Below are 22641 nucleotides of genomic sequence, written 5' to 3' on the forward strand. Positions count from 1 at the left end.
GTGCATCATGGCAATCGTTAAATGCAAACCGACTTCCGCGGGCCGCCGTTTTGTGGTCAAAGTGGTCGGTCAGGAGCTGCACAAAGGCGCTCCTTATGCTCCGCTGCTCGAGAAGAAGTCGAAGTCAGGCGGTCGTAACAACAACGGTCGTATCACCACGCGTCATATCGGTGGTGGTCACAAGCAGCATTACCGTCTGGTCGATTTTCGCCGCAACAAGGATGGCATTCCTGCCGTCGTTGAGCGTGTGGAATATGACCCGAACCGCACTGCGCACATTGCGCTGCTGAAGTACGCGGATGGTGAGCGTCGTTACATCATTGCGCCTAAGGGCGTAAGTGCCGGTGACCAGCTGCTTTCCGGCGTCAACGCGCCGATCAAGGCTGGCAACAGCCTGCCGCTGCGCAACATCCCGCTGGGTTCAACCGTTCACGGTGTCGAGCTCAAGCCGGGCAAGGGTGCTCAGATCGCCCGTTCTGCCGGTGCGTCGGCTCAGCTGGTCGCGCGTGAAGGTGCTTACGTAACACTGCGTCTTCGCTCCGGCGAAATGCGCAAAGTGCTGGCCGAGTGCCGAGCGACTCTGGGCGAGGTCTCGAATTCCGAGCACAGCCTGCGTTCGCTGGGTAAAGCGGGTGCCAAGCGCTGGCGCGGTGTTCGCCCGACCGTTCGCGGTGTGGCAATGAACCCGGTCGATCACCCCCACGGTGGTGGTGAGGGTCGTACCTCCGGTGGTCGTCATCCGGTGTCGCCATGGGGCTTCCCGACTAAGGGCGCGAAGACTCGTTCTAACAAGCGCACCGATAACATGATCGTCCGTCGTCGCAAGTAACTAGAGGGATACGACAGTGCCGCGTTCTCTGAAAAAAGGTCCTTTTATCGATCTTCACCTATTGAAGAAGGTCGAAGTGGCGATGGAAAAGAATGATCGCAAACCAGTTAAAACCTGGTCGCGTCGTTCGATGATCCTGCCGCAAATGGTCGGTTTGACCATCGCTGTGCATAACGGTCGTCAACATGTTCCCGTTCTCGTGAACGAAGACATGGTCGGTCACAAACTCGGCGAGTTCGCTGGTACCCGCACCTATCGCGGGCACGTAGCGGACAAGAAAGGCAAGCGCTAAGGGGTAAGGAAAGATGGAAGTAGCCGCTAAGTTGTCGGGCGCTCGCATCTCCGCCCAGAAAGCCCGCCTGGTCGCCGACCAGATCCGCGGGAAGAAGGTGGGCGAAGCGCTCAACCTGCTGGCTTTCAGCAGTAAGAAAGCCGCCGAGATCATGAAGAAAGTGCTGGAGTCGGCCGTGGCCAACGCCGAGCACAACGAAGGCGCTGACGTGGATGACCTCAAGGTTTCCACTGTCTTCGTCAACGAAGGGCGTTCGCTTAAGCGCATCATGCCGCGTGCCAAAGGCCGCGCTGATCGCATCGTCAAGCGGTCTTGCCATATCACTGTCAAGGTTGCGGACAAGTAACGGAGTCGATCAGATGGGTCAGAAAGTACATCCCACTGGCATTCGCCTGGGAATCGTCAAGGAGCACACCTCCGTCTGGTACGCAGACGGACGTACGTACGCCGATTATCTGCTTGCAGATCTGAACGTGCGTGAGTACCTCCAAGACAAATTAAAAAGCGCGTCCGTAAGCCGTATCGATATCCATCGCCCGGCTCAAACCGCACGCATCACTATCCATACCGCTCGTCCCGGCATCGTGATCGGCAAGAAAGGTGAGGATGTTGAGAAGCTGCGTCAGGACCTGACCAAGAAAATGGGTGTGCCTGTGCACATCAACATCGAAGAAATCCGCAAGCCGGAACTCGATGCAATGCTGGTAGCACAGAACGTCGCTCAGCAGCTGGAGCGTCGCGTAATGTTCCGTCGCGCCATGAAGCGCGCCGTACAGAACGCGATCCGCATTGGTGCCAAGGGCATCAAGATCCAGGTGAGCGGTCGTCTGGGTGGGGCTGAAATCGCCCGTACGGAATGGTATCGGGAAGGTCGTGTGCCGCTGCACACCCTGCGTGCCGATATTGACTACAACACCTACGAAGCACACACCACTTACGGTGTGATCGGCGTCAAGGTTTGGATCTTCAAGGGCGAAGTTATTGGTGGTCGCCATGAAGAGCTCAAGCCGCAAGCGCCTGCGCCTCGTAAAAAAGCTGCCAAGTAAGGAGTACGCCAAATGTTGCAACCCAAGCGTACAAAATTCCGTAAGCAGATGACTGGTCACAATCGTGGCCTGGCTCAGCGCGGTAGCAAAGTCAGCTTCGGCGAGTTCGCTCTGAAGTCTGTCGCTCGTGGACGTCTCACTGCACGCCAGATCGAGTCCGCACGTCGTGCGTTGACCCGTCACGTGAAGCGTGGCGGTAAAATCTGGATCCGTGTGTTCCCCGATAAGCCTATCTCCAAAAAGCCTCTGGAAGTCCGGATGGGTAAAGGTAAGGGTAACGTCGAGTACTGGGTGGCCCAGATTCAGCCGGGCAAGGTGCTCTACGAGATCGAGGGTGTTTCCGAAGAGCTGGCGCGTGAGGCATTCGCCCTGGCTGCTGCAAAGCTGCCGCTCGCCACCTCCTTTGTTAAGCGGACGGTGATGTGATGAAAGCGAATGAGCTTCGTGAAAAATCCGCTCAGCAGCTGAACGAGCAACTGCTCGAGCTGCTGCGCGACCAGTTCAATCTGCGTATGCAGAAGGCAACTGGCCAGTTGGGGCAGTCTCACCTGCTCTCGCAAGTCAAGCGCGACATCGCTCGTGTCAAGACTGTGCTCAACCAGCAGGCAGGTAAGTGATCATGGCTGAAGTTGAAAAAACTGTCCGCACGCTGACTGGCCGCGTCGTCAGCGACAAAATGGACAAAAGCATCACCGTTCTGATCGAGCGTCGTGTTAAGCACCCGATCTACGGTAAATACGTGAAGCGTTCGACCAAACTGCACGCCCACGACGAAACCAACCAGTGCCGTATTGGCGACAAGGTCACTATCCGCGAGACTCGTCCGCTGGCGAAGACCAAGTGCTGGATACTGGTTGATGTCGTTGAACGTGCCGTCGAAGTCTAAGGGCTAGGGGTCGGAGAAATTATATGATTCAGACTCAATCAATGCTCGATGTGGCGGATAACAGTGGCGCTCGTCGTGTCATGTGTATCAAGGTTCTCGGCGGTTCGCACCGCCGTTACGCCGGCATCGGCGACATCATCAAGGTAACCGTCAAGGAAGCGATCCCGCGTGGCAAGGTCAAGAAAGGCCAGGTGATGACTGCTGTCGTAGTCCGCACTCGTCACGGTGTTCGTCGTCCGGACGGCTCCATTATTCGCTTCGATGGCAACGCTGCTGTTCTGTTGAACAACAAGCAGGAGCCGATCGGCACCCGTATTTTCGGGCCGGTGACACGTGAGCTTCGTTCCGAGAAGTTCATGAAGATCGTCTCGCTCGCGCCTGAAGTGCTGTAAGGAGAAGCCGCATGCAAAAGATTCGTCGCAACGACGAGATCATCGTCATCGCCGGCAAAGACAAGGGCAAGCGCGGTAAGGTGCTCCGGGTTCTCGCTGACGACCGTCTGGTCGTCGGTGGTATCAACCTCGTGAAGCGTCATACCAAGCCGAACCCGATGTCGGGCGTTCAAGGCGGTATCGTCGAAAAGGAGGCGCCTCTGCACGCCTCTAACGTCGCTATCTTCAACGGCGAAACCAACAAGGCTGACCGTGTTGGTTTCAAAGTAGAAGACGGCAAGAAAATTCGTGTCTTCAAGTCGACCCAAAAGCCGGTTGAAGCTTGAGACTGCTAGGTAGATAACCATGGCACGACTAAAAGAAGTTTATCGGAAGCAAATCGCTCCCAAGCTGAAAGAAGAGCTTCAGCTTGGCAACGTGATGGAAGTTCCGCGCATCACCAAGATCACCCTGAACATGGGTATCGGCGAAGCGATCGGTGACAAAAAAATTATCGACAACGCGGTTGCTGATCTGGAAAAGATCACCGGCCAAAAGGTCGTCGTGACTCACGCACGCAAGTCCATCGCCGGCTTCAAGGTCCGCGAAGGTTGGCCGATCGGTGTCAAGGTGACCCTGCGTAGCGATCGTATGTACGAATTCCTGGATCGTTTGCTGTCGATCTCCCTGCCCCGGGTTCGCGACTTCCGCGGCCTGAATGCCAAGTCCTTCGACGGACGTGGTAACTACAGCATGGGCGTGAAAGAGCAGATCATTTTCCCGGAAATCGATTACGACAAGATCGATGCGCTGCGTGGTCTGGACATCACGCTGACCACTACTGCTCGAACGGATGAAGAGGGTCGCGCACTGTTGCGTGCCTTCAACTTCCCGTTCCGTAACTAATTGGAGTAGGAAATGGCTAAGCAAAGCATGAAGAACCGCGAGCTGAAGCGTCAGCAGACGGTTGCCAAGTACGCCCAGAAGCGTGCTGCGCTGAAAGCTGTCATCGCTAATCCCGAGTCGTCTCCAGAGGCGCGTTGGGAAGCTCAGGTTGCGCTGCAGAAGCAGCCTCGTGATGCCAGTGCTTCGCGTCTGCGTAATCGTTGCCGTCTGACTGGCCGCCCGCATGGTGTGTACCGCAAGTTTGGTCTTGCGCGTAACATGCTGCGTCAGGCTGCGATGCGCGGTGATGTGCCGGGTCTGGTGAAAGCCAGCTGGTAATAACGCTCCGGCAGTTGTTGTCGGAACTGCAGTTGTCGAATCAAGCCCCTTATGGGGCTTGATTCGTTTCTGAACTGTCTCTAGAATGTCCGGCTCGCCCGAGCCATGCCTGTTAGGCGTTCGCTCATTTAGTAGCAGGCGACACGAGCCCTAGCGGGCTTATTTTTTTGAATTAGGAGCCAAGAGCCCATGAGTATGCAGGACCCGTTAGCGGACATGCTAACTCGTATCCGTAATGCCCAGATGGCCGAAAAGTCCGTCGTAAGCATGCCGTCTTCCACTTTGAAGGTGGCTGTAGCCAACGTTCTTCAGGGTGAGGGCTATATCGCAGGATACAACGTCAGCAGCGACGCCAAACCGCAGCTGTCTATCGAGCTCAAGTACTTCGAAGGCCGTCCGGTTATCGAAGAGCTGAAGCGCGTAAGCCGTCCTGGCCTTCGCCAGTACAAATCCGTTGATCAGTTGCCGAAAGTTCGCGGCGGTCTGGGTGTTTCGATCGTATCCACCAATAAAGGTGTGATGACGGATCGGGCTGCTCGCGCTGCTGGCGTTGGCGGCGAAGTGCTCTGCACAGTGTTCTAAGGGGGGATAAGCATGTCTCGCGTTGCTAAGAACCCCGTCAAGCTGCCCGCTGGTGTTGAATTCAACATGGCCGGCCAGCAGCTTTCGGTGAAGGGTGCCAAGGGTACTCTCGAACTGAACGTGCACTCGTCTGTGGAAGTGATCCACGAGGCCGGTGAGCTCCGTTTTGCTGCGCGTAATGGCGATCAGCAGAACCGTGCCATGGCCGGTACCACCCGTGCGCTGGTTAACAATATGGTGATCGGCGTCAGCCAAGGCTTCGAGCGCAAGCTTCAGCTGGTTGGTGTTGGTTACAAGGCGCAAGCCAAAGGTCAAGTGCTGTCCCTGGCTCTCGGCTTCTCGCACCCGGTGGAGTATGAACTGCCGCAAGGCGTTACCGCTGAGACCCCCAGCCAGACCGATATCCTGATCAAGGGTGTCGATAAGCAACTGGTCGGTCAGGTGGCTGCTGAAATCCGTGATTTCCGCCGTCCTGAGCCCTACAAGGGCAAAGGCGTGCGTTACTCGGACGAAGTGGTCCGTCGTAAAGAAGCTAAGAAGAAGTAGGGCATAGCAAATGAGCGTAAAGAAAGTTACTCGTCTGCGTCGCGCTCGCAAGGCACGCCTGAAGATGCGCGAGCTGGAAACCGTACGCCTTTGTGTGTACCGCTCTTCCCAGCACATCTACGCCCAGGTCCTTTCGGCCGACGGCGGCAAGGTCCTGGCCAGTGCCTCGACTCTCGACAAAGAACTGCGCGACGGAGCCACCGGCAACGTCGACGCTGCCAAGAAAGTTGGTCAGCTGGTCGCTGAGCGTGCTAAGGCCGCAGGTGTCACCCAGGTGGCGTTCGACCGTTCTGGCTTCAAGTACCACGGTCGTGTCAAGGCACTGGCTGATGCTGCTCGTGAAGGCGGGCTGGAGTTCTAAGTTATGGCATATAACGAGCAAAAGCGCGACGAAGGCTACATTGAGAAGCTGGTTCAAGTTAACCGCGTCGCCAAGACAGTAAAAGGTGGTCGTATCTTCACATTCACTGCGTTGACCGTGGTGGGTGATGGTAAGGGTCGTGTAGGTTTCGGTCGTGGCAAGTCGCGCGAAGTGCCGGCTGCCATTCAGAAGGCTATGGAAGCGGCTCGCCGCAACATGATCCAGGTCGATCTGAACGGCACGACTCTGCAGTACGCGACCAAGGCAGCGCATGGCGCTTCCAAGGTGTACATGCAGCCTGCTTCGGAAGGTACCGGTGTTATTGCCGGTGGTGCGATGCGTGCCATTCTTGAAGTGGCTGGCGTGCAGAACGTCCTGGCCAAGTGCTACGGCTCTACCAATCCAGTGAACGTGGTCCATGCCACTTTCAAGGGATTGAAGGCCATGCAGTCGCCTGAGTCGATCGCTGCTAAGCGTGGCAAGAGCGTTGAGGAGATTTCCTGATCATGGCTAACACCGTCAAGGTCACGCTGATCAAAAGCGTCAGCGGTCGTATCCCCAATCACAAGCTTTGCGTCAAAGGCCTCGGTCTGCGTCGCATTGGTCACACCGTCGAAGTCCAGGATACTCCTGAAAATCGCGGCATGATCAACAAGGCTTACTACATGCTCCGTGTGGAGGGCTAAGCCATGCAACTGAACGATCTGCGTTCTGCGCCAGGCGCCCGTCGCGAAAAGCTGCGTCCGGGCCGTGGTATCGGTAGCGGCCTCGGCAAGACCGGTGGTCGTGGTCACAAGGGTCAGACTTCCCGCTCTGGCGGCAAGATCGCTCCCGGTTTCGAAGGCGGCCAACAGCCTTTGCATCGCCGTCTGCCTAAGTTTGGCTTCGTCTCCTTGAAGGCTATGGATCGTGCTGAAGTACGTACCTCCGAGCTGGCAAAGGTTCAGGGCGACGTCGTAACTCTGCAGAGCCTTAAGGATGCCGACATCATCAATCAGAACGTACAGCGAGTGAAAGTCATGCTGTCGGGTGAGGTTGGTCGTGCGGTAACTCTGAAAGGCATCGCCGCCACCAAGGGTGCGCGTGCGGCTATCGAAGCAGCTGGCGGCAAGTTCGAGGAATAAATGGCTAAGCAAGGTGCTCTCTCCGCGCTGAATAGTGGCGGGCTTTCTGAACTTTGGGCTCGTCTGCGTTTTCTGCTGATGGCGATCATCGTCTATCGTGTTGGCGCACACATCCCGGTTCCGGGAATCAATCCCGACAGGTTGGCCGAGCTGTTCCGTCAGAACGAAGGGACCATCCTTAGCTTGTTCAACATGTTTTCCGGTGGTGCGCTGGAGCGCATGAGCATCTTTGCCTTGGGGATCATGCCGTATATCTCGGCATCGATCATCATGCAGCTCATGACGGCTGTCAGTCCCCAGTTGGAGCAGTTGAAGAAAGAGGGCGAGTCCGGTCGTCGCAAGATTAGTCAATACACGCGCTACGGTGCTTTGGTGTTGGCTATCGTGCAGGCCATCGGTATGTCGGTCGGTCTCGCCGGCCAGGGTGTCGCCTTCAGCACTGACTTCGGCTTCTACTTCGTAGCTGTCACTACCTTTGTGGCGGGGGCGATGTTCATGATGTGGCTGGGGGAGCAGATCACCGAGCGGGGTGTCGGTAACGGCATTTCGATGTTGATCTTCGCTGGTATCGTTGCCGGTCTCCCTGGCGCCCTGGGGCAGTCGTTCGAATCTGCGCGGCAGGGCGATGTCAACATCATCGCACTGCTGGCTGTTGGTTTGCTGGCGATCGCCATCATCGGGTTCGTTGTGTTCATCGAGCGTGGTCAGCGGCGAATCGCCGTGCATTACGCCAAGCGTCAGCAGGGCCGCAAGGTCTTCGCTGCGCAGACGAGTCACCTTCCGCTGAAGGTGAACATGGCGGGTGTCATCCCTGCCATTTTTGCCAGCAGCATTCTGCTGTTCCCTGCTTCCTTGGGACAGTGGTTCGGACAGTCGGAGAACATGGGATGGCTGGCTGATATTTCTCAGTCGATCGCCCCTGGTCAGCCGTTGAATATCCTATTGTTCAGCGCCGGCATCATCTTCTTCTGCTTCTTCTATACGGCATTGATGTTCAATCCGAAGGATGTTGCAGAAAACCTGAAGAAGTCCGGTGCATTTATCCCGGGGATTCGGCCTGGTGAGCAGTCGGCACGCTATATCGATGGTGTGTTGACTCGTTTGACCATGTTCGGCGCCCTATACATGACGGCTGTATGCTTGCTACCGCAGTTTCTTGTGGTGGCAGCAAACGTGCCGTTCTACCTTGGCGGGACGTCGTTGCTGATTGTGGTTGTGGTTGTAATGGACTTCATGTCCCAGGTTCAATCTCACCTCATGTCTCACCAGTACGATTCCCTGATGAAAAAAGCCAACCTGAAGGGCTATGGCAGCGGAATGCTCCGCTGAGGTCAGCCCGTAAGGTTCCAGGAGTTGGTCATGAAAGTTCGTGCATCGGTCAAAAAGCTGTGCCGCAACTGCAAAATCGTTCGTCGCGAAGGCGTCGTTCGAGTGATCTGCAGCGCAGAACCGCGTCACAAGCAGCGCCAAGGCTGATTGTGAGCTAAGGCTCGAGCCCGGCAGCTAGTGCGCTGCCGGGTTGATTATTTGTTATTACAGCGTTAGTATCTCGCGCCCTTTTCTTGGCTTCCGGGGCGTTGGGTAGCTGTCAATTGGAGTTTCACTGAATGGCCCGTATTGCAGGCGTAAACATTCCGGATAACAAGCACACTGTTATCTCGCTGACCTACATCTATGGTGTCGGTCGCACTCGTGCGCAGACTATCTGTGCTGCTACCGGTGTAAATCCGGCAGCGAAAATCAAGGATCTTTCCGACGAGCAGGTCGAACTGCTGCGTGGTGAAGTGGCCAAGTTCATCGTTGAAGGTGACCTGCGTCGCGAAGTCAACATGAAGATCAAGCGCTTGATGGACCTGGGTTGCTATCGCGGCCTGCGTCATCGTCGTGGTCTGCCGGTACGCGGTCAGCGCACCAAGACCAACGCTCGTACCCGTAAGGGTCCGCGTAAGCCGATCCGCAAGTAATCGCGTTAGCGCATCGACAGGAATCTAATCATGGCAAAACCTGCTGCTCGTCCTCGTAAGAAAGTAAAAAAGACGGTGGTTGATGGCATCGCCCATATCCACGCATCTTTTAACAACACCATCATCACTATCACCGATCGCCAAGGCAATGCATTGTCCTGGGCTACGTCCGGTGGTTCCGGTTTCCGCGGCTCCCGTAAGAGCACTCCGTTCGCTGCCCAGGTGGCTGCCGAGCGTGCTGGTCAAGCGGCACTGGAATATGGCCTCAAGAACCTCGACGTCAACGTCAAGGGTCCTGGTCCGGGCCGTGAATCTGCCGTTCGTGCATTGAACGGCTGTGGTTATAAAATCGCCAGCATCACCGACGTGACGCCAATCCCGCACAACGGGTGCCGTCCGCCGAAGAAGCGCCGCGTGTAATCAGGAGACAGTGAGAAATGGCTCGTTATATTGGTCCCAAGTGCAAACTGTCTCGTCGTGAAGGCACCGATCTCTTCTTGAAGAGTGGTGCGCGCGCGCTCGAATCGAAGTGCAACATCGAAACCCCACCGGGTGTTCATGGTCAGCGTCGTGGTCGTCTGTCTGACTACGGCACGCAGCTGCGTGAAAAGCAGAAAGTTCGTCGTATCTACGGCGTACTTGAGCGTCAGTTCAGCGGCTACTACAAAGAAGCTGCCAGCCGTAAGGGCGCTACCGGCGAAAACCTGCTGCAACTGCTGGAATGCCGTCTGGATAACGTGGTTTACCGCATGGGCTTCGGCTCTACTCGTGCCGAGTCGCGTCAGCTTGTTTCCCACAAGGCTATCAGCGTTAACGGCAAAACCGTGAACGTTCCGTCCTTTCAGGTGAAGGCCGGTGACGTGGTTGCCGTTCGTGAGAAGTGCCGTAACCAGCTGCGCATCGCCCAAGCCCTGGAACTGTGCGTACAGCGCGGTCGCGTTGAGTGGGTCGAAGTAGACGCCGACAAGAAATCTGGTGTTTTCAAGAGTGTTCCGGCTCGCAGTGATCTGTCCGCCGACATCAACGAAAACCTGATTGTCGAGCTCTACTCCAAGTAAGGGCTAGAAAATAGGTGTATCCATGCAGATTTCGGTAAATGAGTTCCTGACCCCCCGCCATATCGATGTGCAGGTGGTCAGTCCGACCCGTGCCAAGATTACGCTCGAGCCTCTCGAGCGTGGTTTCGGCCATACCCTGGGCAACGCGCTGCGTCGTATCCTGTTGTCCTCCATGCCCGGCTGCGCTGTGGTCGAGGCTGAGATCGACGGTGTGCTCCACGAGTACAGTGCTATCGAGGGCGTGCAGGAAGATGTCATCGAAATCCTGCTGAACCTCAAAGGTATCGCCATCAAGCTGCACGGCCGTGATGAAGTGACCTTGAGCCTGGTGAAGAAGGGCGCGGGCGCTGTTACCGCTGCCGATATCCAGCTGGATCACGATGTCGAAATCGTCAATGGCGATCACCTGATCGCCAACCTGGCGGCCAATGGCTCGATCAACATGAAGCTCAAGGTCGCACGCGGCCGTGGCTACGAGCCGGCTGATGCACGTCAGAGTGACGAAGACGAGAGCCGCAGCATTGGCCGTCTTCAGCTCGACGCGACATTCAGCCCGGTTCGTCGCGTAGCGTATGTTGTCGAAAACGCTCGTGTTGAGCAGCGCACCAACTTGGACAAGCTGGTCATCGACCTGGAAACCAATGGAACCCTGGATCCCGAAGAGGCGATCCGTCGTGCCGCGACCATCCTGCAGCAGCAGTTGGCCGCGTTCGTCGACCTCAAGGGTGACAGCGAGCCGGTCGTAGTCGAGCAGGAAGACGAGATCGATCCGATCCTGTTGCGTCCGGTTGACGATTTGGAACTGACCGTACGTTCGGCAAACTGCCTCAAGGCAGAAAACATCTACTACATCGGTGACCTGATCCAGCGCACCGAAGTCGAGCTGTTGAAAACGCCGAACCTGGGCAAGAAATCTCTGACCGAAATCAAAGATGTTCTGGCTTCTCGTGGTCTGTCCCTCGGCATGCGCCTCGACAATTGGCCGCCGGCCAGTCTCAAGAAGGACGATAAGGCTACGGCCTGATCGACCATAGTCACCGAACTGATCGTTTGGTAAGGAATTTCAATCATGCGTCATCGTAAAAGTGGCCGTCATCTCAGCCGCACAAGCGCTCACCGCAAGGCCATGTTTCAGAACATGGCGGTGTCGCTGTTCGAGCACGAACTGATCAAAACAACCCTGCCCAAGGCCAAGGAGCTGCGTCGTGTTGCTGAGCCGCTGATCACCCTGGCCAAGGAAGACAGCGTCGCCAACCGCCGTTTGGCTTTCGACCGTACTCGCTCGAAGGCTATCGTCGGCAAGCTGTTCAACGATCTGGGTCCGCGTTACGCCACCCGTCAGGGCGGTTATCTGCGTATTCTCAAGTGCGGTTTCCGCGCTGGAGACAATGCTCCGATGGCTTACGTTGAACTGGTTGACCGTCCGGTTACCGGTGAAGTGGAAGCTGCAGAGTAAGCATTCGCTTGCTTGAAAAAACCGGGCGATCGCCCGGTTTTTTTTTCATTTTTTAGGCTGGATCTATCGCGAAGGCCCGTTCAATGAACGGTGTGCTGCGGCCGTCTGGTTAGATTCGATCCTCAGCCTGCGAGACCAAAGATAAGCGAGCGCCTTTGTTCTTGCACTTATCAGCGGCGGGGCGATCAAGGCTCAGCTTGATATTGAACATCCGCTCAGATATCGGCGCCATGAAGCCAGTGATATTCAGCCCGTCAGCCTGGATATTTCTTCCAGGCCAACCAGGTGCATGGTGTTGGTATCGTGGAGGGGTTGGAATTCGATCCTGATGAGGCTAGCTAAGAGCAGAAAAATAAAGCCGGGCGCAAGGCCCGGCTTTTTCTTACCTGTGGGTCAGGCTTTGTCGCGGTCGAGCAGAGGCTTGAGGAAATGGCCAGTATGAGATTGGGGCATCGCGGCAACCTGTTCCGGAGTGCCTGTCGCGATGATCTGGCCTCCTTTCGAGCCGCCTTCGGGGCCGAGGTCCACCAGCCAGTCGGCCGTCTTGATGACATCGAGATTGTGTTCGATGACCACTACCGTATTGCCGTGATCACGCAGCCGGTGCAGCACATCCAACAATTGCTGTATGTCCGCGAAGTGCAGGCCGGTAGTGGGCTCGTCGAGGATATACAGTGTTTTGCCAGTGTCACGTTTGGACAGTTCGCGTGACAACTTGACCCGCTGCGCCTCGCCGCCTGAAAGCGTGGTCGCGCTCTGGCCCAGCTTGATATAGGACAGCCCCACATCCATCAAGGTCTGAAGTTTGCGCGCCACGGCTGGTACCGGATCGAAAAACTCCCGAGCCTCCTCGATGGTCATGTCCAGCACTTCGGTAATGCTCTTGCCCTTGTATTTCACTTCCAGCGTTTCACGGTTATAGCGCTTGCCCTTACAGACGTCGCAGGGCACATAGATATCCGGCAGGAAGTGCATTTCTACCTTGATCACCCCATCGCCCTGGCAAGCCTCGCAGCGGCCACCCTTGACGTTGAAAGAGAAACGTCCAGGGCCGTAGCCACGCGAGCGGGCCTCTGGTACGCCTGCGAAGAGTTCCCGGATTGGCGTAAACAGTCCGGTATAGGTAGCCGGGTTGGAGCGCGGCGTACGGCCGATCGGGCTCTGATCGATATCGACGACCTTGTCCAGATGCTGCAGGCCATCGAACGAATCATGGGGCGCCACTTCCAGCGTGGTCGCGCCGTTCAAGGCGGTGGCGGTGATGGGGAAAAGTGTGTTGTTGATCAGCGTCGATTTGCCGGAGCCGGAAACCCCGGTGATGCAGGTGAGCAGCCCGACAGGAATCTCAAGGTCGACGTTGCGCAAATTGTTGCCGCGCGCGCCTTTGAGCTTGAGCAGCTTGCTGGCGTCGCGGGGCGTGCGTTTCTCTGGATAGAGGATCTTCACCCGACCAGAAAGGTATCCCCCGGTTAGCGAGGCGGGGTTGTTCATGACCTCGTCCGGTGTGCCTTCGGCGACGATCTGCCCGCCGTGCACGCCCGCCCCGGGGCCGATGTCGACTACATAATCGGCAAGGCGTATGGCGTCTTCGTCGTGTTCAACGACAATCACTGTATTGCCGATGTCGCGCAGGTGACGCAGGGTGCCCAGCAGGCGCTCGTTGTCGCGTTGGTGAAGGCCAATAGAAGGTTCGTCGAGGATATACATCACCCCGACCAGGCCTGCACCAATCTGGCTGGCCAGGCGAATTCGCTGCGCCTCTCCCCCGGACAGGGTATCGGCACTGCGGTCGAGCGTCAGGTAGTCGAGTCCTACGTTGACTAGAAATTGCAGGCGCTCGCAAATCTCCTTGAGGATCTTGTCGGCAATCTCTCCTCGCCGGCCGGACAGCGAAAGCCCACCGAAATACTCGGTGGCATCGCCAATCGGCAGCCCGGTCACCGCCGGCAGCGTCTTGTCACCTACCCAGACATGGCGGGCTTCGCGACGCAGACGGGTACCGCGGCATTCCGGGCAGGGCTGAGTACTCAGGTACTTGGCCAGCTCTTCGCGCACCGCGTTGGATTCGGTTTCCCGGTAACGGCGTTCGAGGTTGGGGATGATTCCCTCGAAAGGATGGGAGCGTTTGACGATGTCGCCGCGGTCGTTCAGGTAGCGGAAGTCAACGTTTTCCTTGCCACTGCCGCGCAGAACCACCTTCTGCTGCTCTGCCGGGAGGGAATCGAATGGTTTATCGAGACTGAAACCGTAGTGCGAAGCGAGTGAGCCGAGCATCTGGAAATAATAGACGTTGCGCCGGTCCCAGCCGCGGATGGCGCCCTCGGCCAAGGTCAGCTCGCCATTGACCAGGCGCTTGGCATCGAAGAACTGTTTCACACCAAGGCCGTCGCAGGTCGGGCAGGCGCCGGCCGGGTTATTGAATGAAAACAGTTTGGGCTCAAGTTCGCTGATGGAATGCCCGCAGATCGGGCAGGCGAAGCGGGCGGAGAAGATCATCTCCTCACTGTCGTCGCCTTCCTCCATCGAGGCGACCAGCGCGATGCCATCGGCGAGCTTCAACGCGGTTTCGAAGGACTCGGCGAGACGCTGCTGCAAATCGCCGCGCACCTTGAAGCGATCCACCACGACGTCGATCGAATGCTTCTTCTGTTTATCGAGTTTTGGCAGTTCGTCGAGCTCGTAAAGCCGTCCATTGACCCGAGCGCGCACGAAGCCTTGAGCGCGCAGCTCGTCGAACACCGCCAGATGCTCCCCTTTTCGCTCGCGGATGACCGGGGCGAGAAGCATCAGCTTACGGCCCTCCGGCAGTGCCAGTACCTGATCGACCATCTGGCTGACCGTCTGGGCTTCGAGCGGCGCATCGTGGTCAGGGCACCGCGGTGTGCCTACGCGTGCATAGAGCAGGCGCAGGTAGTCGTAGATTTCGGTGATGGTGCCGACAGTCGATCGCGGGTTATGCGATGTCGATTTCTGCTCGATGGAAATGGCGGGGGAGAGCCCTTCGATGGTATCGACGTCAGGCTTTTCCATCATCGAGAGGAATTGCCGCGCGTAGGCCGAAAGAGATTCAACATAGCGGCGTTGCCCTTCGGCATAAAGCGTGTCGAAGGCCAGCGAGGATTTGCCGGAGCCGGACAAGCCGGTAATCACGATCAACTTGTCGCGCGGCAGAGTGAGGTCGATGTTCTTCAAGTTGTGGGTGCGAGCCCCACGAATCAGAATCTTGTCCAAAGCAGCCTCGCGTGGCGGGCGAAAACCCGAAAGTATACGACCAGGGGCGACATCGCGGCAAAGTTGCGAGCCTGTGCCGAGCCGGGGATGGCTGCTAGAATCGCCGCCGGTTCATTCAAGCGAGTCCCGCAATGCACGATCCCTACAGCGAGCGCATGAGCGTCAGAGAAACCCGCGCCGCATCCGGGCTGGCCCTGGTTTTCGCGTTTCGTATGCTCGGCATGTTCATGGTGCTGCCAGTCCTGGCGACGTACGGCATGGATCTGCGGGGAGCGACACCGGCACTGATTGGCCTCGCTATCGGTGCCTATGGTTTGACCCAGGCTGTGCTACAAATTCCGTTCGGCATGCTCTCAGATCGAATCGGTCGGCTGCCAGTGATCTATTTCGGTCTGCTGATCTTCGCTGCTGGAGCCGTGCTGGCGGCGTCGGCCGACTCCATTTGGGGCGTCATCGCCGGTCGTATCCTGCAGGGGGCGGGGGCCATTTCGGCGGCGGTGATGGCTCTGCTATCGGATCTCACTCGCGAGCAGCATCGCACCAAAGCGATGGCGATGATCGGCATGAGTATCGGTATTTCATTCGCTGTTGCCATGGTCGTCGGCCCGCTGTTGACCCGCGCATACGGATTATCCGGCCTGTTCTGGATAACGGCTGGAATGGCGCTGCTGGGCGCGCTCATTGTTGCGACGCTACCACGGGCTCATCGGCATTTGCGCCATCGCGAATCCGGCGTGGCGAAGCAGGCGCTCGGCGTTACCGTGCGTGATCCCGATTTGCTGCGGCTCGATTTCAGTATCTTCGTGCTGCACGCCATTCTGATGGCGAGCTTTGTTGCCCTGCCCCTGGCTCTGGTCAATAACGCAGGCCTTCCCAAGGATGAGCATTGGTGGGTCTATCTCACGGCGCTGGTGGTTGGCTTCTTCGGTATGGTGCCTTTCATCATCTACGGTGAGAAGAAGCGTCAAATGAAGCGCGTCGTGCTGGGCGCCGTGGGTGCACTGGTCCTGACCGAGCTGTTCTTCTGGTTGTTCGGTGACCGCCTTTGGTCGCTGGTTGCTGGCATGATCGCGTTCTTCATCGCGTTCAATCTGCTGGAGGCTTCTCTGCCTTCATTGATCAGCAAGGTGGCACCCGCTGGCGGCAAGGGCACGGCGATGGGGATTTATTCCACGAGTCAGTTTCTCGGTTCCGGCTTGGGTGGCGTTCTTGGTGGCTGGCTTTATCAACTCGGCGGTTTAGGGCTGGTCTTTGCCGGTTGTGCGGTGTTGTGCACGCTGTGGCTGCTGGTTGCCTGGGGCATGCGGGAGCCGCCTTATGTAACCGGGCTGCGCCTGCCGCTCTCGATCGATGCAGCGCGTAATCCGGCGCTCGCCGAACAGATGCTGGCGGTTCCAGGGGTCTCGGATGCCGTGGTGATCACCGAGGAGTCGGCCGCCTACGTCAAGGTCGACATGCAAGCGCTGGATCGGGCTGCGCTCGATCGGCTAGTCGCCTGACTGGCTTCTGGGATTGCTGCCCGCGTCGGGATGCTTAGTGTCCCAACGCCCAAGCTCGCGCCGGTTGGCCGACTTGGGGTGGTAAGGTAAGATTCACGGTCATTGGTTTTCCCGGTCACGGGGATTCTCTCCAATGAGCCAACCCAATTCACGTTCAAACTAAGGAGTTACCTCATGGCCAGAGGGGTGAATAAAGTCATCTTGATCGGTAATGTCGGCGGCGACCCGGAAACCCGCTACATGCCCAATGGCAATGCGGTGACCAACATCACGCTGGCCACCACTGACAGCTGGAAGGACAAGCAGACCGGCCAGCAGCAGGAGCGCACCGAGTGGCACCGCGTCGTGCTGTTCGGCAAGGTTGCCGAGATTGCCGGCGAGTACCTGCGCAAGGGCTCGCAGTGCTATATCGAAGGCCGCCTGCAGACCCGTGAATGGGAAAAGGATGGCGTCAAGCGCTACACCACCGAGGTGGTAGTGGACATGGGCGGCACCATGCAGCTGCTCGGCGGCCGCGGTGGCAGCTCCGACGATGCACCGCGTCAGTCGCAGCCGCGTCCTCAGCGTGAGTCGCAACCTCAGCAGCAGTCGCGCCCGCAGTCTCAGCCGCAGCCCGCGCAGCAACCCGCTCCGGACTACGACAGCTTCGACGACGATATCCCGTTCTAGAGTCCACCTCCATGCGAATGCGCCTGATGCTGTTGGGCGGCGGCAATGCCCTGGGTCAGGCGCTGATCCGCCTGGGTGCGGAGGAAGACATTGGCTTCCTCGCGCCACGCCCGCCCGATCAGGGGTGGGATGCGCCTAGTCTGACCAATCTGCTCGACGACAATCGTCCGGACGTCGTGATCAACCTCGCCTACTACTTCGACTGGTTTCAGAGTGGTTATGTCGAGGGCAACGTGCTGGCCAGTCAGGAGCGGGCGGTAGAGCGGTTGGCCGAACTGTGCCAGCACCACCAGTTCGTCCTGATGCAGCCCTCCAGCTACCGCGTATTCGATGGCGCTCGTACCAGCGCTTACAGCGAGAAGGACGAAGTCGCGCCGCTGGACTCGCGCGGCCAGGCGCTCTGGCGTATCGAGCAGAGCGTTCGCGCGCTCTGCCCGCGCCATGTTCTGCTGCGGTTCGGCTGGTTGCTCGATGACAGTTCGGACGGTTTGCTGGGACGATTTCTTCAGCGGCTCGAACAGAGCGATGAACTTTGCCTCGCCGATGATCGTCGTGGTAATCCGACACCGGTCGAAGACGCGGCGCGGGTCATCTTGGCCGTGCTGAAACAGTTGGACTGCCAAGCGCCGCTGTGGGGGACTTACCACTATGGCGGACACGAGGCCTCGACTCCGCTGGTGGTCGGTCAAGCGCTACTTGCCGAAGCGGCTCACCATCGGCAGCTGAAAGTCAGTAGCTTGACGCCCGTCGCACACGCGGCGTGCCCGGACGCAGCAGACGAGCCGCAGCATGGCGTATTGGCCTGCAAGAAAATCTTCAACACCTTCGGTATCAAGCCGCGTGCCTGGCGCACCGGGCTGCCGAGCCTGCTGGAGCGTTACTACCGTCATGGCTGACTCACCGATTCTGGTTACCGGGGGTGCCGGCTTCATCGGCTCCAACCTGGTCGATGCGCTTGTTGCTCACGGTTATGCGGTGCGGGTGCTGGATAATTTATCAACCGGCAAGCGCAGCAACCTGCCGGATAGCGCCAATGTGGAGCTGATCGAAGGCGACGTGGCTGATGCGCAGCTCGTTCGGCGCGCGGTTCAGGGATGCCGGGCCGTGGTGCATCTCGCTGCGGTGGCTTCGGTGCAGGCTTCGGTCGATGATCCGGTCGGCACGCACCAGAGCAATCTGGTGGGCACCCTGAACCTGTGCGAGGCGCTGCGCGAGTTTGGCGTGCGCCGAGTCCTCTTCGCCTCGAGTGCGGCGATCTATGGCAATAATGGCGAAGGGCAGTCCATCGACGAAGAAACACCGAAGGCTCCGCTGACCCCTTATGCCGCAGACAAGTTGGCCAGCGAGCACTACCTGGATTTCTACCGACGCCAGCATGGTCTGGAGCCTGTGGTGTTCCGCTTCTTCAATATCTATGGGCCGCGCCAGGATCCTTCTTCGCCCTATTCGGGAGTGATCAGCATCTTCACCGAGCGCGCGCAACAGGGATTGCCGATCACCGTGTTTGGCGATGGCGAGCAAACTCGCGACTTTCTCTATGTGGGCGACCTGGTCGAAATCCTGTTGCAGGCATTGGAGAGTCCGACTGTTGAAGTTGGAGCGGTCAACGTCGGGCTGAATCGCGCCACCAGTCTGAACCAGTTGCTGGCAGCGATCGGTGATGTATTGGGGCCGTTGCCGCCCGTCAGCTATCAAGCGGCTCGTGGTGGAGATATCCGCCATTCACGGGCTGATAATACGCGCTTGCTGCAGCGATATCGTCTGCCGGAGCCGGCGACCGATATGCGTACAGGACTGGCGAAGTTGCTGGAGCGCTAGCGAAAGTTAAAAAACAAAGGCGCCGTGGGCGCCTTTGTCGTCTCTACGGTCCGGTAATGTACCGGATTCGTCAGAACTTATAACCGAGGCCGACCATATAGACCATCGGGTCGACGTCCACGTCGACCTTTACTTTGGCTCCGCCAAAGCTGGTGGTGCCGGTGGTATCGATGTCGATATAGCGAACCTGGGCGTTGACCATCAAACTGTCGGTCAGCATGTAGTCCATGCCCACTTGCGCCGCCAGGCCCCACGAGTCCTTCATGTCCAGGCCGCTAAAGCCCTTGCCCTCGGCTTCGCTGCTGAGTTTGTCATCGAAAAACCAGGTGTAGTTGATGCCGGCGCCGACATAGGGCTGGAACGCCGACTTGCTGTCGAGCGGGTAGTACACGACGCTGAGGGTCGGTGGCAGGTGCTTGAGTTCGCCCAGCTTGCCATTCAGTGATGCAAAACCGCCGGGCATGCCAGCCACGCCTACGTCATGGGTAAAAGGGCTCGCTGCGAGCAGCTCAATGCCGATCTTGTCGGTAACCATGTAGGCGAAGTTCAGTCCTAGCTGGGTATCGCTATCAAGCGTGGCCTTGGTCCCCGCAACGCTCGTGGAGAGCGCACCTACATAAATGTCACCGCTTTCTTCTCGCGGATCAACGGTGATCGCACCGGCGCGAACGACTACATCACCAGCCTGATGGGCCTGGGCGAAGGGGACGGCCAGGGCTACGGCCAGCACGGACGCGGTAAACAGGGTCTTGCACATAATGGACTCCATCGAGACATGGTGTGTTGCGTTGGCGCCCATGTTAGAGCTCTCCCTTGGGTCCATTTTGATCTAGCTCAACAAAGCCTCCGCCTATGTTTCGCCTGTTTGATCTGGTTGCTTTGTGCTCTGCTTGCGGATGATAATGTTTCTCTTTCTGAACCGCAGTGGTCTCAGGTAGGTATCGCAGGTGAGGGAATAGTCTGCGAGACTATCGTCAAGTGTTATAACATAACGCTTTTGAAGCCGCCGTGAACCGAGGATCCGCTCCGCATGAATCAGTACCCGACTCGCTTGCTCGCAGGCGTGCTGTTGTCGTTATGCCTGCCGCTTAATGCGGCTCCGCTGGACGCTGCACTGGAAGAAAGCCAGCAACTGGCTGCTGAGGCCCAGGCGTCCCAAGCGCGCATCGAGCAGCTCGATGACACCGCTCGGAAAATGCTCACCGAATACCGCAATGCCGTCCAGCAAGCGGAGGCTTTGAAGGCATACAACGAGCAATTGGTCGAACTGACCGCTGCGCAGCGCAAGGAGCTGGACGGGTTTCAGCGTCAGTTAGACAGCATCGAGCGTACCCAGGAAGCCGTTGCACCGCAGATGGGGCGGATGATCGAAGTGCTTGAAGAGTTCATCGCGGCAGACCTTCCGTTCCTTCCAGACGAGCGCGCCGATCGCCTGGCCAGCTTGCAGGACATGCAGGCGCGCGCCGACGTCAGTCTCGCTGAGAAATATCGCCGCATCCTTGAGGCCTATCAGATCGAGAGCGACTACGGCCGCACCTTGGAAGCCTGGCGCGGAGAGCTACCGGTCGAAGGTGGCAGCCGCAGCGTAGAGTTCCTCCGACTGGGGCGTACGATGCTTTATTACCAGACGTTGGATGCCCATGAGAGTGGTTGGTGGAACCCCAGGACTCGCGCGTGGGAAGCGCTGGACGGCAGCGCCCGTCGACCAATCACTAAGGCGATTGCGATTGCTCGTCAGCAGCAGGCACCGACCTGGCTGGAACTGCCTGTGAAGACTTTGGCCAAGGAGGCTGCGCAATGAGCCGCTTGTTGACGTTGTTACTCATCGGCCTGTTGCCGACAATGGTTCAGGCAGCCGAGCCCTTGAGCCCTGATCAGTTGCTGCAGCGCATTCGCAGCGAGCGCGCTGCGGAAGTCGATGCCATGCAAGCACGCGAGCAGGCGTTCATCCAGAATCGCGGCGAACAAGCGCAGCTGCTGGCGCGAGCCAATGCCGCGCTTGAAAAGCAAAAAGCCGAAGCCGAGCGCCTGAAAGCTGAATTCGATCGCCAGGAAGCCGAGCTGGCCGAACAGGAAAAACTGCTGGCGCAGCGGGTTGGCCACCTTGGCGAATTGTTCGGAGTAGTGCGGCAGAGCGCTGGCGATATCGCCGGCCAATGGCAGGACAGCCTGCTCAATGCGCAGTATCCAGAGCGACTCAAGCGGCTCAAAGCGCTGGCTGAAAGCCGCACGTTGCCCTCGGCCGAGGATCTGGACAGCTTCTGGATGACCCTGCTTGAGGACCTCACAGCCAGCGGTCAGATCGAGCGCGTCGAACTGCCGGTAGTAGGTGTCGACGGGCAACGCAGCGAGCAATCGGTCCTGCGTGTCGGCAACTTCTCGGCTTTCACTCAGGACAATTTCCTGCGCTACGACAGTGACGCTCGCGAGCTGCTGACGCCCAGCCGTCAGCCGGCCGGCATCGGGCAGGTGAGTGACTACCTGAGCAGCAGTGACGCGCTGGCGACGCTGCCGATCGACCCGAGCCGCGGCTCGCTGCTGGCTCAGTTGCAGCGCCAGCCACAGCTGTGGGATCGCCTTCAGCAAGGCGGGCTGGTGGGTTGGGTCATTTTGGTCCTGGGCGCCATCGGGCTTGTCCTTGCGGTCTGGCGCATGATCTATCTAGCGGGCGTTGGCCGTGCGGTAAGCCGTCAGACCCGGGAGCTTCATCAGCCGCGCGATGACAATCCGCTAGGCCGCATCATCGGGGTGCTGGGACCCAAGCCACAGCTGTCGGACCTCGAAACTCTGGAGCTCAAGCTCGACGAGGCGATCCTCCAAGAAACACCGCCTCTCGAGCGCGGCCAGCCACTGCTCAAGCTGCTCAGTGCGGTCGCGCCGTTGCTCGGTCTGCTGGGCACGGTGACCGGTATGATCGTGACGTTCCAGGCGATCACCCAGAGCGGCGGTGGCGATTCGCGGCTAATGGCCGACGGCATCTCTCAGGCGCTGGTCACCACAGTGCTCGGCCTGGTCGTGGCGATTCCGCTGCTGTTCCTGCACAGCCTGCTGGCCAGCCGCAGCAAGGCGCTGATCCAGCTGCTCGAGCAGCAGAGCGCCGGGTTGATCGCGCTGCACTTGTCGGGAACACAGCGCCGTGACTGACCTGCACGGCCAATGGCTACGTCTGGTCGACAGCGCTTACTCGCTGCTCGACTTCATGGCGGCGGGCGGCGCGGTGATGTGGGCGCTGGCGGCGCTGTGCGTGCTCTATTGGACGCTGGTGTTCGAGCGTCTGTGGTTCATGCGCCGCGTGTTTCCACGCTGGGTCGAAAGCCGGCGCCAGGCCTGGTCGCAGCTGGGCAACGAATCCGGCAGCTGGCAGCGCGCGGTGCGCAGCGCCTGGCTGGCCCAGGCCCAGCAGCAGCTCGCAGGTCCCTTGCGCATGAGCAAGACTCTGGTGGCCATGTATCCGTTGCTGGGCCTGCTCGGTACCGTCAGCGGCATGATTGCTGTATTCGATGTGCTGGCGCTCAACGGCACCGGCAACCCTCGCGGCATGGCCGCGGGCGTCTGGCAGGCGACCCTGCCGACCATGGCTGGCATGGTGCTCGCCATCACTGGACTGTTCAGCCTGGCGCGTCTCGAACGTATTTCGCGCCAGGCTCTCGACCGGCTGGCCGACCAGCTGCGTCACGATTGAGGA

The 22641-nt window shown here is 58.6% G+C and carries 33 protein-coding genes; 31 read left to right on the forward strand and 2 right to left on the reverse strand.

What is annotated here, in order from left to right; all coding sequences use genetic code 11:
* The first annotated feature begins 7 nt into the window (after nt 1-7).
* From rplB to rplQ, 24 genes are all read left to right on the forward strand, one after another.
* On the forward strand, nt 8-829 hold the full coding sequence (gene rplB / locus MCB86_RS21680) for a 50S ribosomal protein L2 (RefSeq protein ID WP_019339975.1): 822 nt from the start codon (nt 8-10) through the stop codon (nt 827-829).
* A gap of 16 nt (nt 830-845) precedes the next feature.
* A complete protein-coding gene (gene rpsS / locus MCB86_RS21685) occupies nt 846-1121 on the forward strand; it encodes a 30S ribosomal protein S19 (protein ID WP_019339974.1) in 276 nt (91 codons plus the stop codon).
* Nucleotides 1122-1134: 13 nt separating this feature from the next.
* Entirely contained in the window at nt 1135-1467 is a 333-nt protein-coding gene (gene rplV / locus MCB86_RS21690) for a 50S ribosomal protein L22 (RefSeq protein WP_003103908.1), read from the forward strand.
* A gap of 13 nt (nt 1468-1480) precedes the next feature.
* Nucleotides 1481-2167: a 30S ribosomal protein S3 gene (gene rpsC / locus MCB86_RS21695; RefSeq protein WP_021209375.1), complete on the forward strand. Its 687-nt coding sequence runs from the start codon at nt 1481-1483 to the stop codon at nt 2165-2167.
* A gap of 12 nt (nt 2168-2179) precedes the next feature.
* Nucleotides 2180-2593, forward strand: coding sequence for a 50S ribosomal protein L16 (gene rplP, locus MCB86_RS21700; protein WP_003176421.1), 414 nt, complete (start codon nt 2180-2182; stop codon nt 2591-2593).
* The gene (gene rpmC / locus MCB86_RS21705; protein WP_003289209.1) at nt 2593-2784 is read left to right on the forward strand and encodes a 50S ribosomal protein L29; all 192 of its coding nucleotides are present in this window, start codon (nt 2593-2595) and stop codon (nt 2782-2784) included. The genes rplP and rpmC overlap by 1 nt, the downstream gene beginning before the upstream one ends.
* A 2-nt stretch (nt 2785-2786) precedes the next feature.
* Nucleotides 2787-3053, forward strand: a complete 267-nt coding sequence (rpsQ, locus tag MCB86_RS21710) for a 30S ribosomal protein S17 (RefSeq protein WP_239612134.1) — start codon at nt 2787-2789, stop codon at nt 3051-3053.
* 23 nt (nt 3054-3076) lie between these two features.
* Nucleotides 3077-3445 (forward strand): 50S ribosomal protein L14, encoded by a 369-nt coding sequence (rplN, locus tag MCB86_RS21715; protein WP_003289207.1) that lies wholly within the window; start codon nt 3077-3079, stop codon nt 3443-3445.
* Nucleotides 3446-3456: 11 nt separating this feature from the next.
* A complete protein-coding gene (gene rplX / locus MCB86_RS21720) occupies nt 3457-3771 on the forward strand; it encodes a 50S ribosomal protein L24 (RefSeq protein ID WP_019339971.1) in 315 nt (104 codons plus the stop codon).
* A 19-nt stretch (nt 3772-3790) separates the two neighbouring features.
* Nucleotides 3791-4330 carry a 50S ribosomal protein L5 gene (rplE, locus tag MCB86_RS21725; protein WP_019339970.1) on the forward strand — a complete coding sequence of 180 codons (540 nt, stop codon included), beginning with the start codon at nt 3791-3793 and terminating at the stop codon, nt 4328-4330.
* 12 nt (nt 4331-4342) lie between these two features.
* Nucleotides 4343-4648: a 30S ribosomal protein S14 gene (rpsN, locus tag MCB86_RS21730; RefSeq protein ID WP_025240349.1), complete on the forward strand. Its 306-nt coding sequence runs from the start codon at nt 4343-4345 to the stop codon at nt 4646-4648.
* A 189-nt stretch (nt 4649-4837) separates the two neighbouring features.
* Nucleotides 4838-5230 carry a 30S ribosomal protein S8 gene (gene rpsH / locus MCB86_RS21735; RefSeq protein ID WP_003281824.1) on the forward strand — a complete coding sequence of 131 codons (393 nt, stop codon included), beginning with the start codon at nt 4838-4840 and terminating at the stop codon, nt 5228-5230.
* 12 nt (nt 5231-5242) lie between these two features.
* Nucleotides 5243-5776 carry a 50S ribosomal protein L6 gene (rplF, locus tag MCB86_RS21740; protein WP_025240350.1) on the forward strand — a complete coding sequence of 178 codons (534 nt, stop codon included), beginning with the start codon at nt 5243-5245 and terminating at the stop codon, nt 5774-5776.
* Between the two features lie 10 nt (nt 5777-5786).
* A complete protein-coding gene (rplR, locus tag MCB86_RS21745; protein ID WP_025240351.1) occupies nt 5787-6137 on the forward strand; it encodes a 50S ribosomal protein L18 in 351 nt (116 codons plus the stop codon).
* 3 nt (nt 6138-6140) lie between these two features.
* Nucleotides 6141-6641, forward strand: a complete 501-nt coding sequence (gene rpsE, locus MCB86_RS21750; protein ID WP_019339966.1) for a 30S ribosomal protein S5 — start codon at nt 6141-6143, stop codon at nt 6639-6641.
* Between the two features lie 2 nt (nt 6642-6643).
* Nucleotides 6644-6823, forward strand: coding sequence for a 50S ribosomal protein L30 (gene rpmD, locus MCB86_RS21755; RefSeq protein ID WP_003281818.1), 180 nt, complete (start codon nt 6644-6646; stop codon nt 6821-6823).
* Between the two features lie 3 nt (nt 6824-6826).
* Entirely contained in the window at nt 6827-7261 is a 435-nt protein-coding gene (gene rplO / locus MCB86_RS21760; RefSeq protein ID WP_045160597.1) for a 50S ribosomal protein L15, read from the forward strand.
* Complete coding sequence (gene secY, locus MCB86_RS21765) at nt 7262-8590, forward strand: preprotein translocase subunit SecY (RefSeq protein ID WP_045160598.1); 1329 nt, start codon at nt 7262-7264, stop codon at nt 8588-8590. It begins immediately after the preceding gene.
* A 30-nt stretch (nt 8591-8620) separates the two neighbouring features.
* Nucleotides 8621-8737 carry a 50S ribosomal protein L36 gene (rpmJ, locus tag MCB86_RS21770; RefSeq protein ID WP_014854209.1) on the forward strand — a complete coding sequence of 39 codons (117 nt, stop codon included), beginning with the start codon at nt 8621-8623 and terminating at the stop codon, nt 8735-8737.
* A 131-nt stretch (nt 8738-8868) separates the two neighbouring features.
* Nucleotides 8869-9225, forward strand: a complete 357-nt coding sequence (gene rpsM, locus MCB86_RS21775) for a 30S ribosomal protein S13 (protein WP_014854208.1) — start codon at nt 8869-8871, stop codon at nt 9223-9225.
* Nucleotides 9226-9255: 30 nt separating this feature from the next.
* The gene (gene rpsK / locus MCB86_RS21780) at nt 9256-9645 is read left to right on the forward strand and encodes a 30S ribosomal protein S11 (protein WP_014854207.1); all 390 of its coding nucleotides are present in this window, start codon (nt 9256-9258) and stop codon (nt 9643-9645) included.
* A gap of 17 nt (nt 9646-9662) precedes the next feature.
* Nucleotides 9663-10283: a 30S ribosomal protein S4 gene (gene rpsD / locus MCB86_RS21785; RefSeq protein ID WP_025240354.1), complete on the forward strand. Its 621-nt coding sequence runs from the start codon at nt 9663-9665 to the stop codon at nt 10281-10283.
* A 22-nt stretch (nt 10284-10305) separates the two neighbouring features.
* Complete coding sequence (gene rpoA / locus MCB86_RS21790; protein WP_019339960.1) at nt 10306-11307, forward strand: DNA-directed RNA polymerase subunit alpha; 1002 nt, start codon at nt 10306-10308, stop codon at nt 11305-11307.
* Between the two features lie 45 nt (nt 11308-11352).
* A complete protein-coding gene (gene rplQ, locus MCB86_RS21795; protein ID WP_019339959.1) occupies nt 11353-11739 on the forward strand; it encodes a 50S ribosomal protein L17 in 387 nt (128 codons plus the stop codon).
* Nucleotides 11740-12132: 393 nt separating this feature from the next.
* Here the strand turns inward: rplQ and uvrA are convergent, their stop codons facing one another.
* The gene (gene uvrA / locus MCB86_RS21800) at nt 12133-14970 is read right to left on the reverse strand and encodes an excinuclease ABC subunit UvrA (protein ID WP_045160599.1); all 2838 of its coding nucleotides are present in this window, start codon (nt 14968-14970) and stop codon (nt 12133-12135) included.
* Between the two features lie 131 nt (nt 14971-15101).
* On the opposite strand from uvrA, the gene MCB86_RS21805 reads away from it, so the two are divergent.
* The 4 genes from MCB86_RS21805 (at nt 15102) to MCB86_RS21820 (ending at nt 18956) form a co-directional block, all read left to right on the forward strand.
* A complete protein-coding gene (locus MCB86_RS21805; RefSeq protein ID WP_239612135.1) occupies nt 15102-16469 on the forward strand; it encodes an MFS transporter in 1368 nt (455 codons plus the stop codon).
* A gap of 174 nt (nt 16470-16643) precedes the next feature.
* Nucleotides 16644-17138 (forward strand): single-stranded DNA-binding protein, encoded by a 495-nt coding sequence (locus MCB86_RS21810; RefSeq protein ID WP_019339955.1) that lies wholly within the window; start codon nt 16644-16646, stop codon nt 17136-17138.
* 11 nt (nt 17139-17149) lie between these two features.
* Nucleotides 17150-18034, forward strand: coding sequence for a sugar nucleotide-binding protein (locus tag MCB86_RS21815; protein WP_045160601.1), 885 nt, complete (start codon nt 17150-17152; stop codon nt 18032-18034).
* Nucleotides 18027-18956, forward strand: a complete 930-nt coding sequence (locus MCB86_RS21820; RefSeq protein ID WP_239612136.1) for an NAD-dependent epimerase/dehydratase family protein — start codon at nt 18027-18029, stop codon at nt 18954-18956. The genes MCB86_RS21815 and MCB86_RS21820 overlap by 8 nt, the downstream gene beginning before the upstream one ends.
* A 70-nt stretch (nt 18957-19026) precedes the next feature.
* Here the strand turns inward: MCB86_RS21820 and MCB86_RS21825 are convergent, their stop codons facing one another.
* Nucleotides 19027-19713, reverse strand: a complete 687-nt coding sequence (locus MCB86_RS21825; RefSeq protein WP_045160603.1) for an OmpW family outer membrane protein — start codon at nt 19711-19713, stop codon at nt 19027-19029.
* Nucleotides 19714-19986: 273 nt separating this feature from the next.
* Between MCB86_RS21825 and MCB86_RS21830 the strand changes: the two genes are divergently transcribed.
* From MCB86_RS21830 to MCB86_RS21840, 3 genes are read left to right on the forward strand one after another with little or no spacing between them, the layout of a single operon-like run.
* Nucleotides 19987-20757 (forward strand): DUF3450 domain-containing protein, encoded by a 771-nt coding sequence (locus MCB86_RS21830; protein ID WP_045160604.1) that lies wholly within the window; start codon nt 19987-19989, stop codon nt 20755-20757.
* On the forward strand, nt 20754-22100 hold the full coding sequence (locus MCB86_RS21835; protein WP_045160605.1) for a MotA/TolQ/ExbB proton channel family protein: 1347 nt from the start codon (nt 20754-20756) through the stop codon (nt 22098-22100). Before MCB86_RS21830 ends, MCB86_RS21835 begins: the two co-directional genes overlap by 4 nt.
* On the forward strand, nt 22093-22638 hold the full coding sequence (locus MCB86_RS21840) for a MotA/TolQ/ExbB proton channel family protein (RefSeq protein ID WP_045160606.1): 546 nt from the start codon (nt 22093-22095) through the stop codon (nt 22636-22638). Before MCB86_RS21835 ends, MCB86_RS21840 begins: the two co-directional genes overlap by 8 nt.
* The last annotated feature ends 3 nt before the right edge of the window (nt 22639-22641 follow it).

It is taken from the genome of Pseudomonas sp. KSR10, assembly GCF_022355455.1.
GTDB classification, from domain to species: Bacteria; Pseudomonadota; Gammaproteobacteria; order Pseudomonadales; family Pseudomonadaceae; genus Stutzerimonas; species Stutzerimonas stutzeri_E.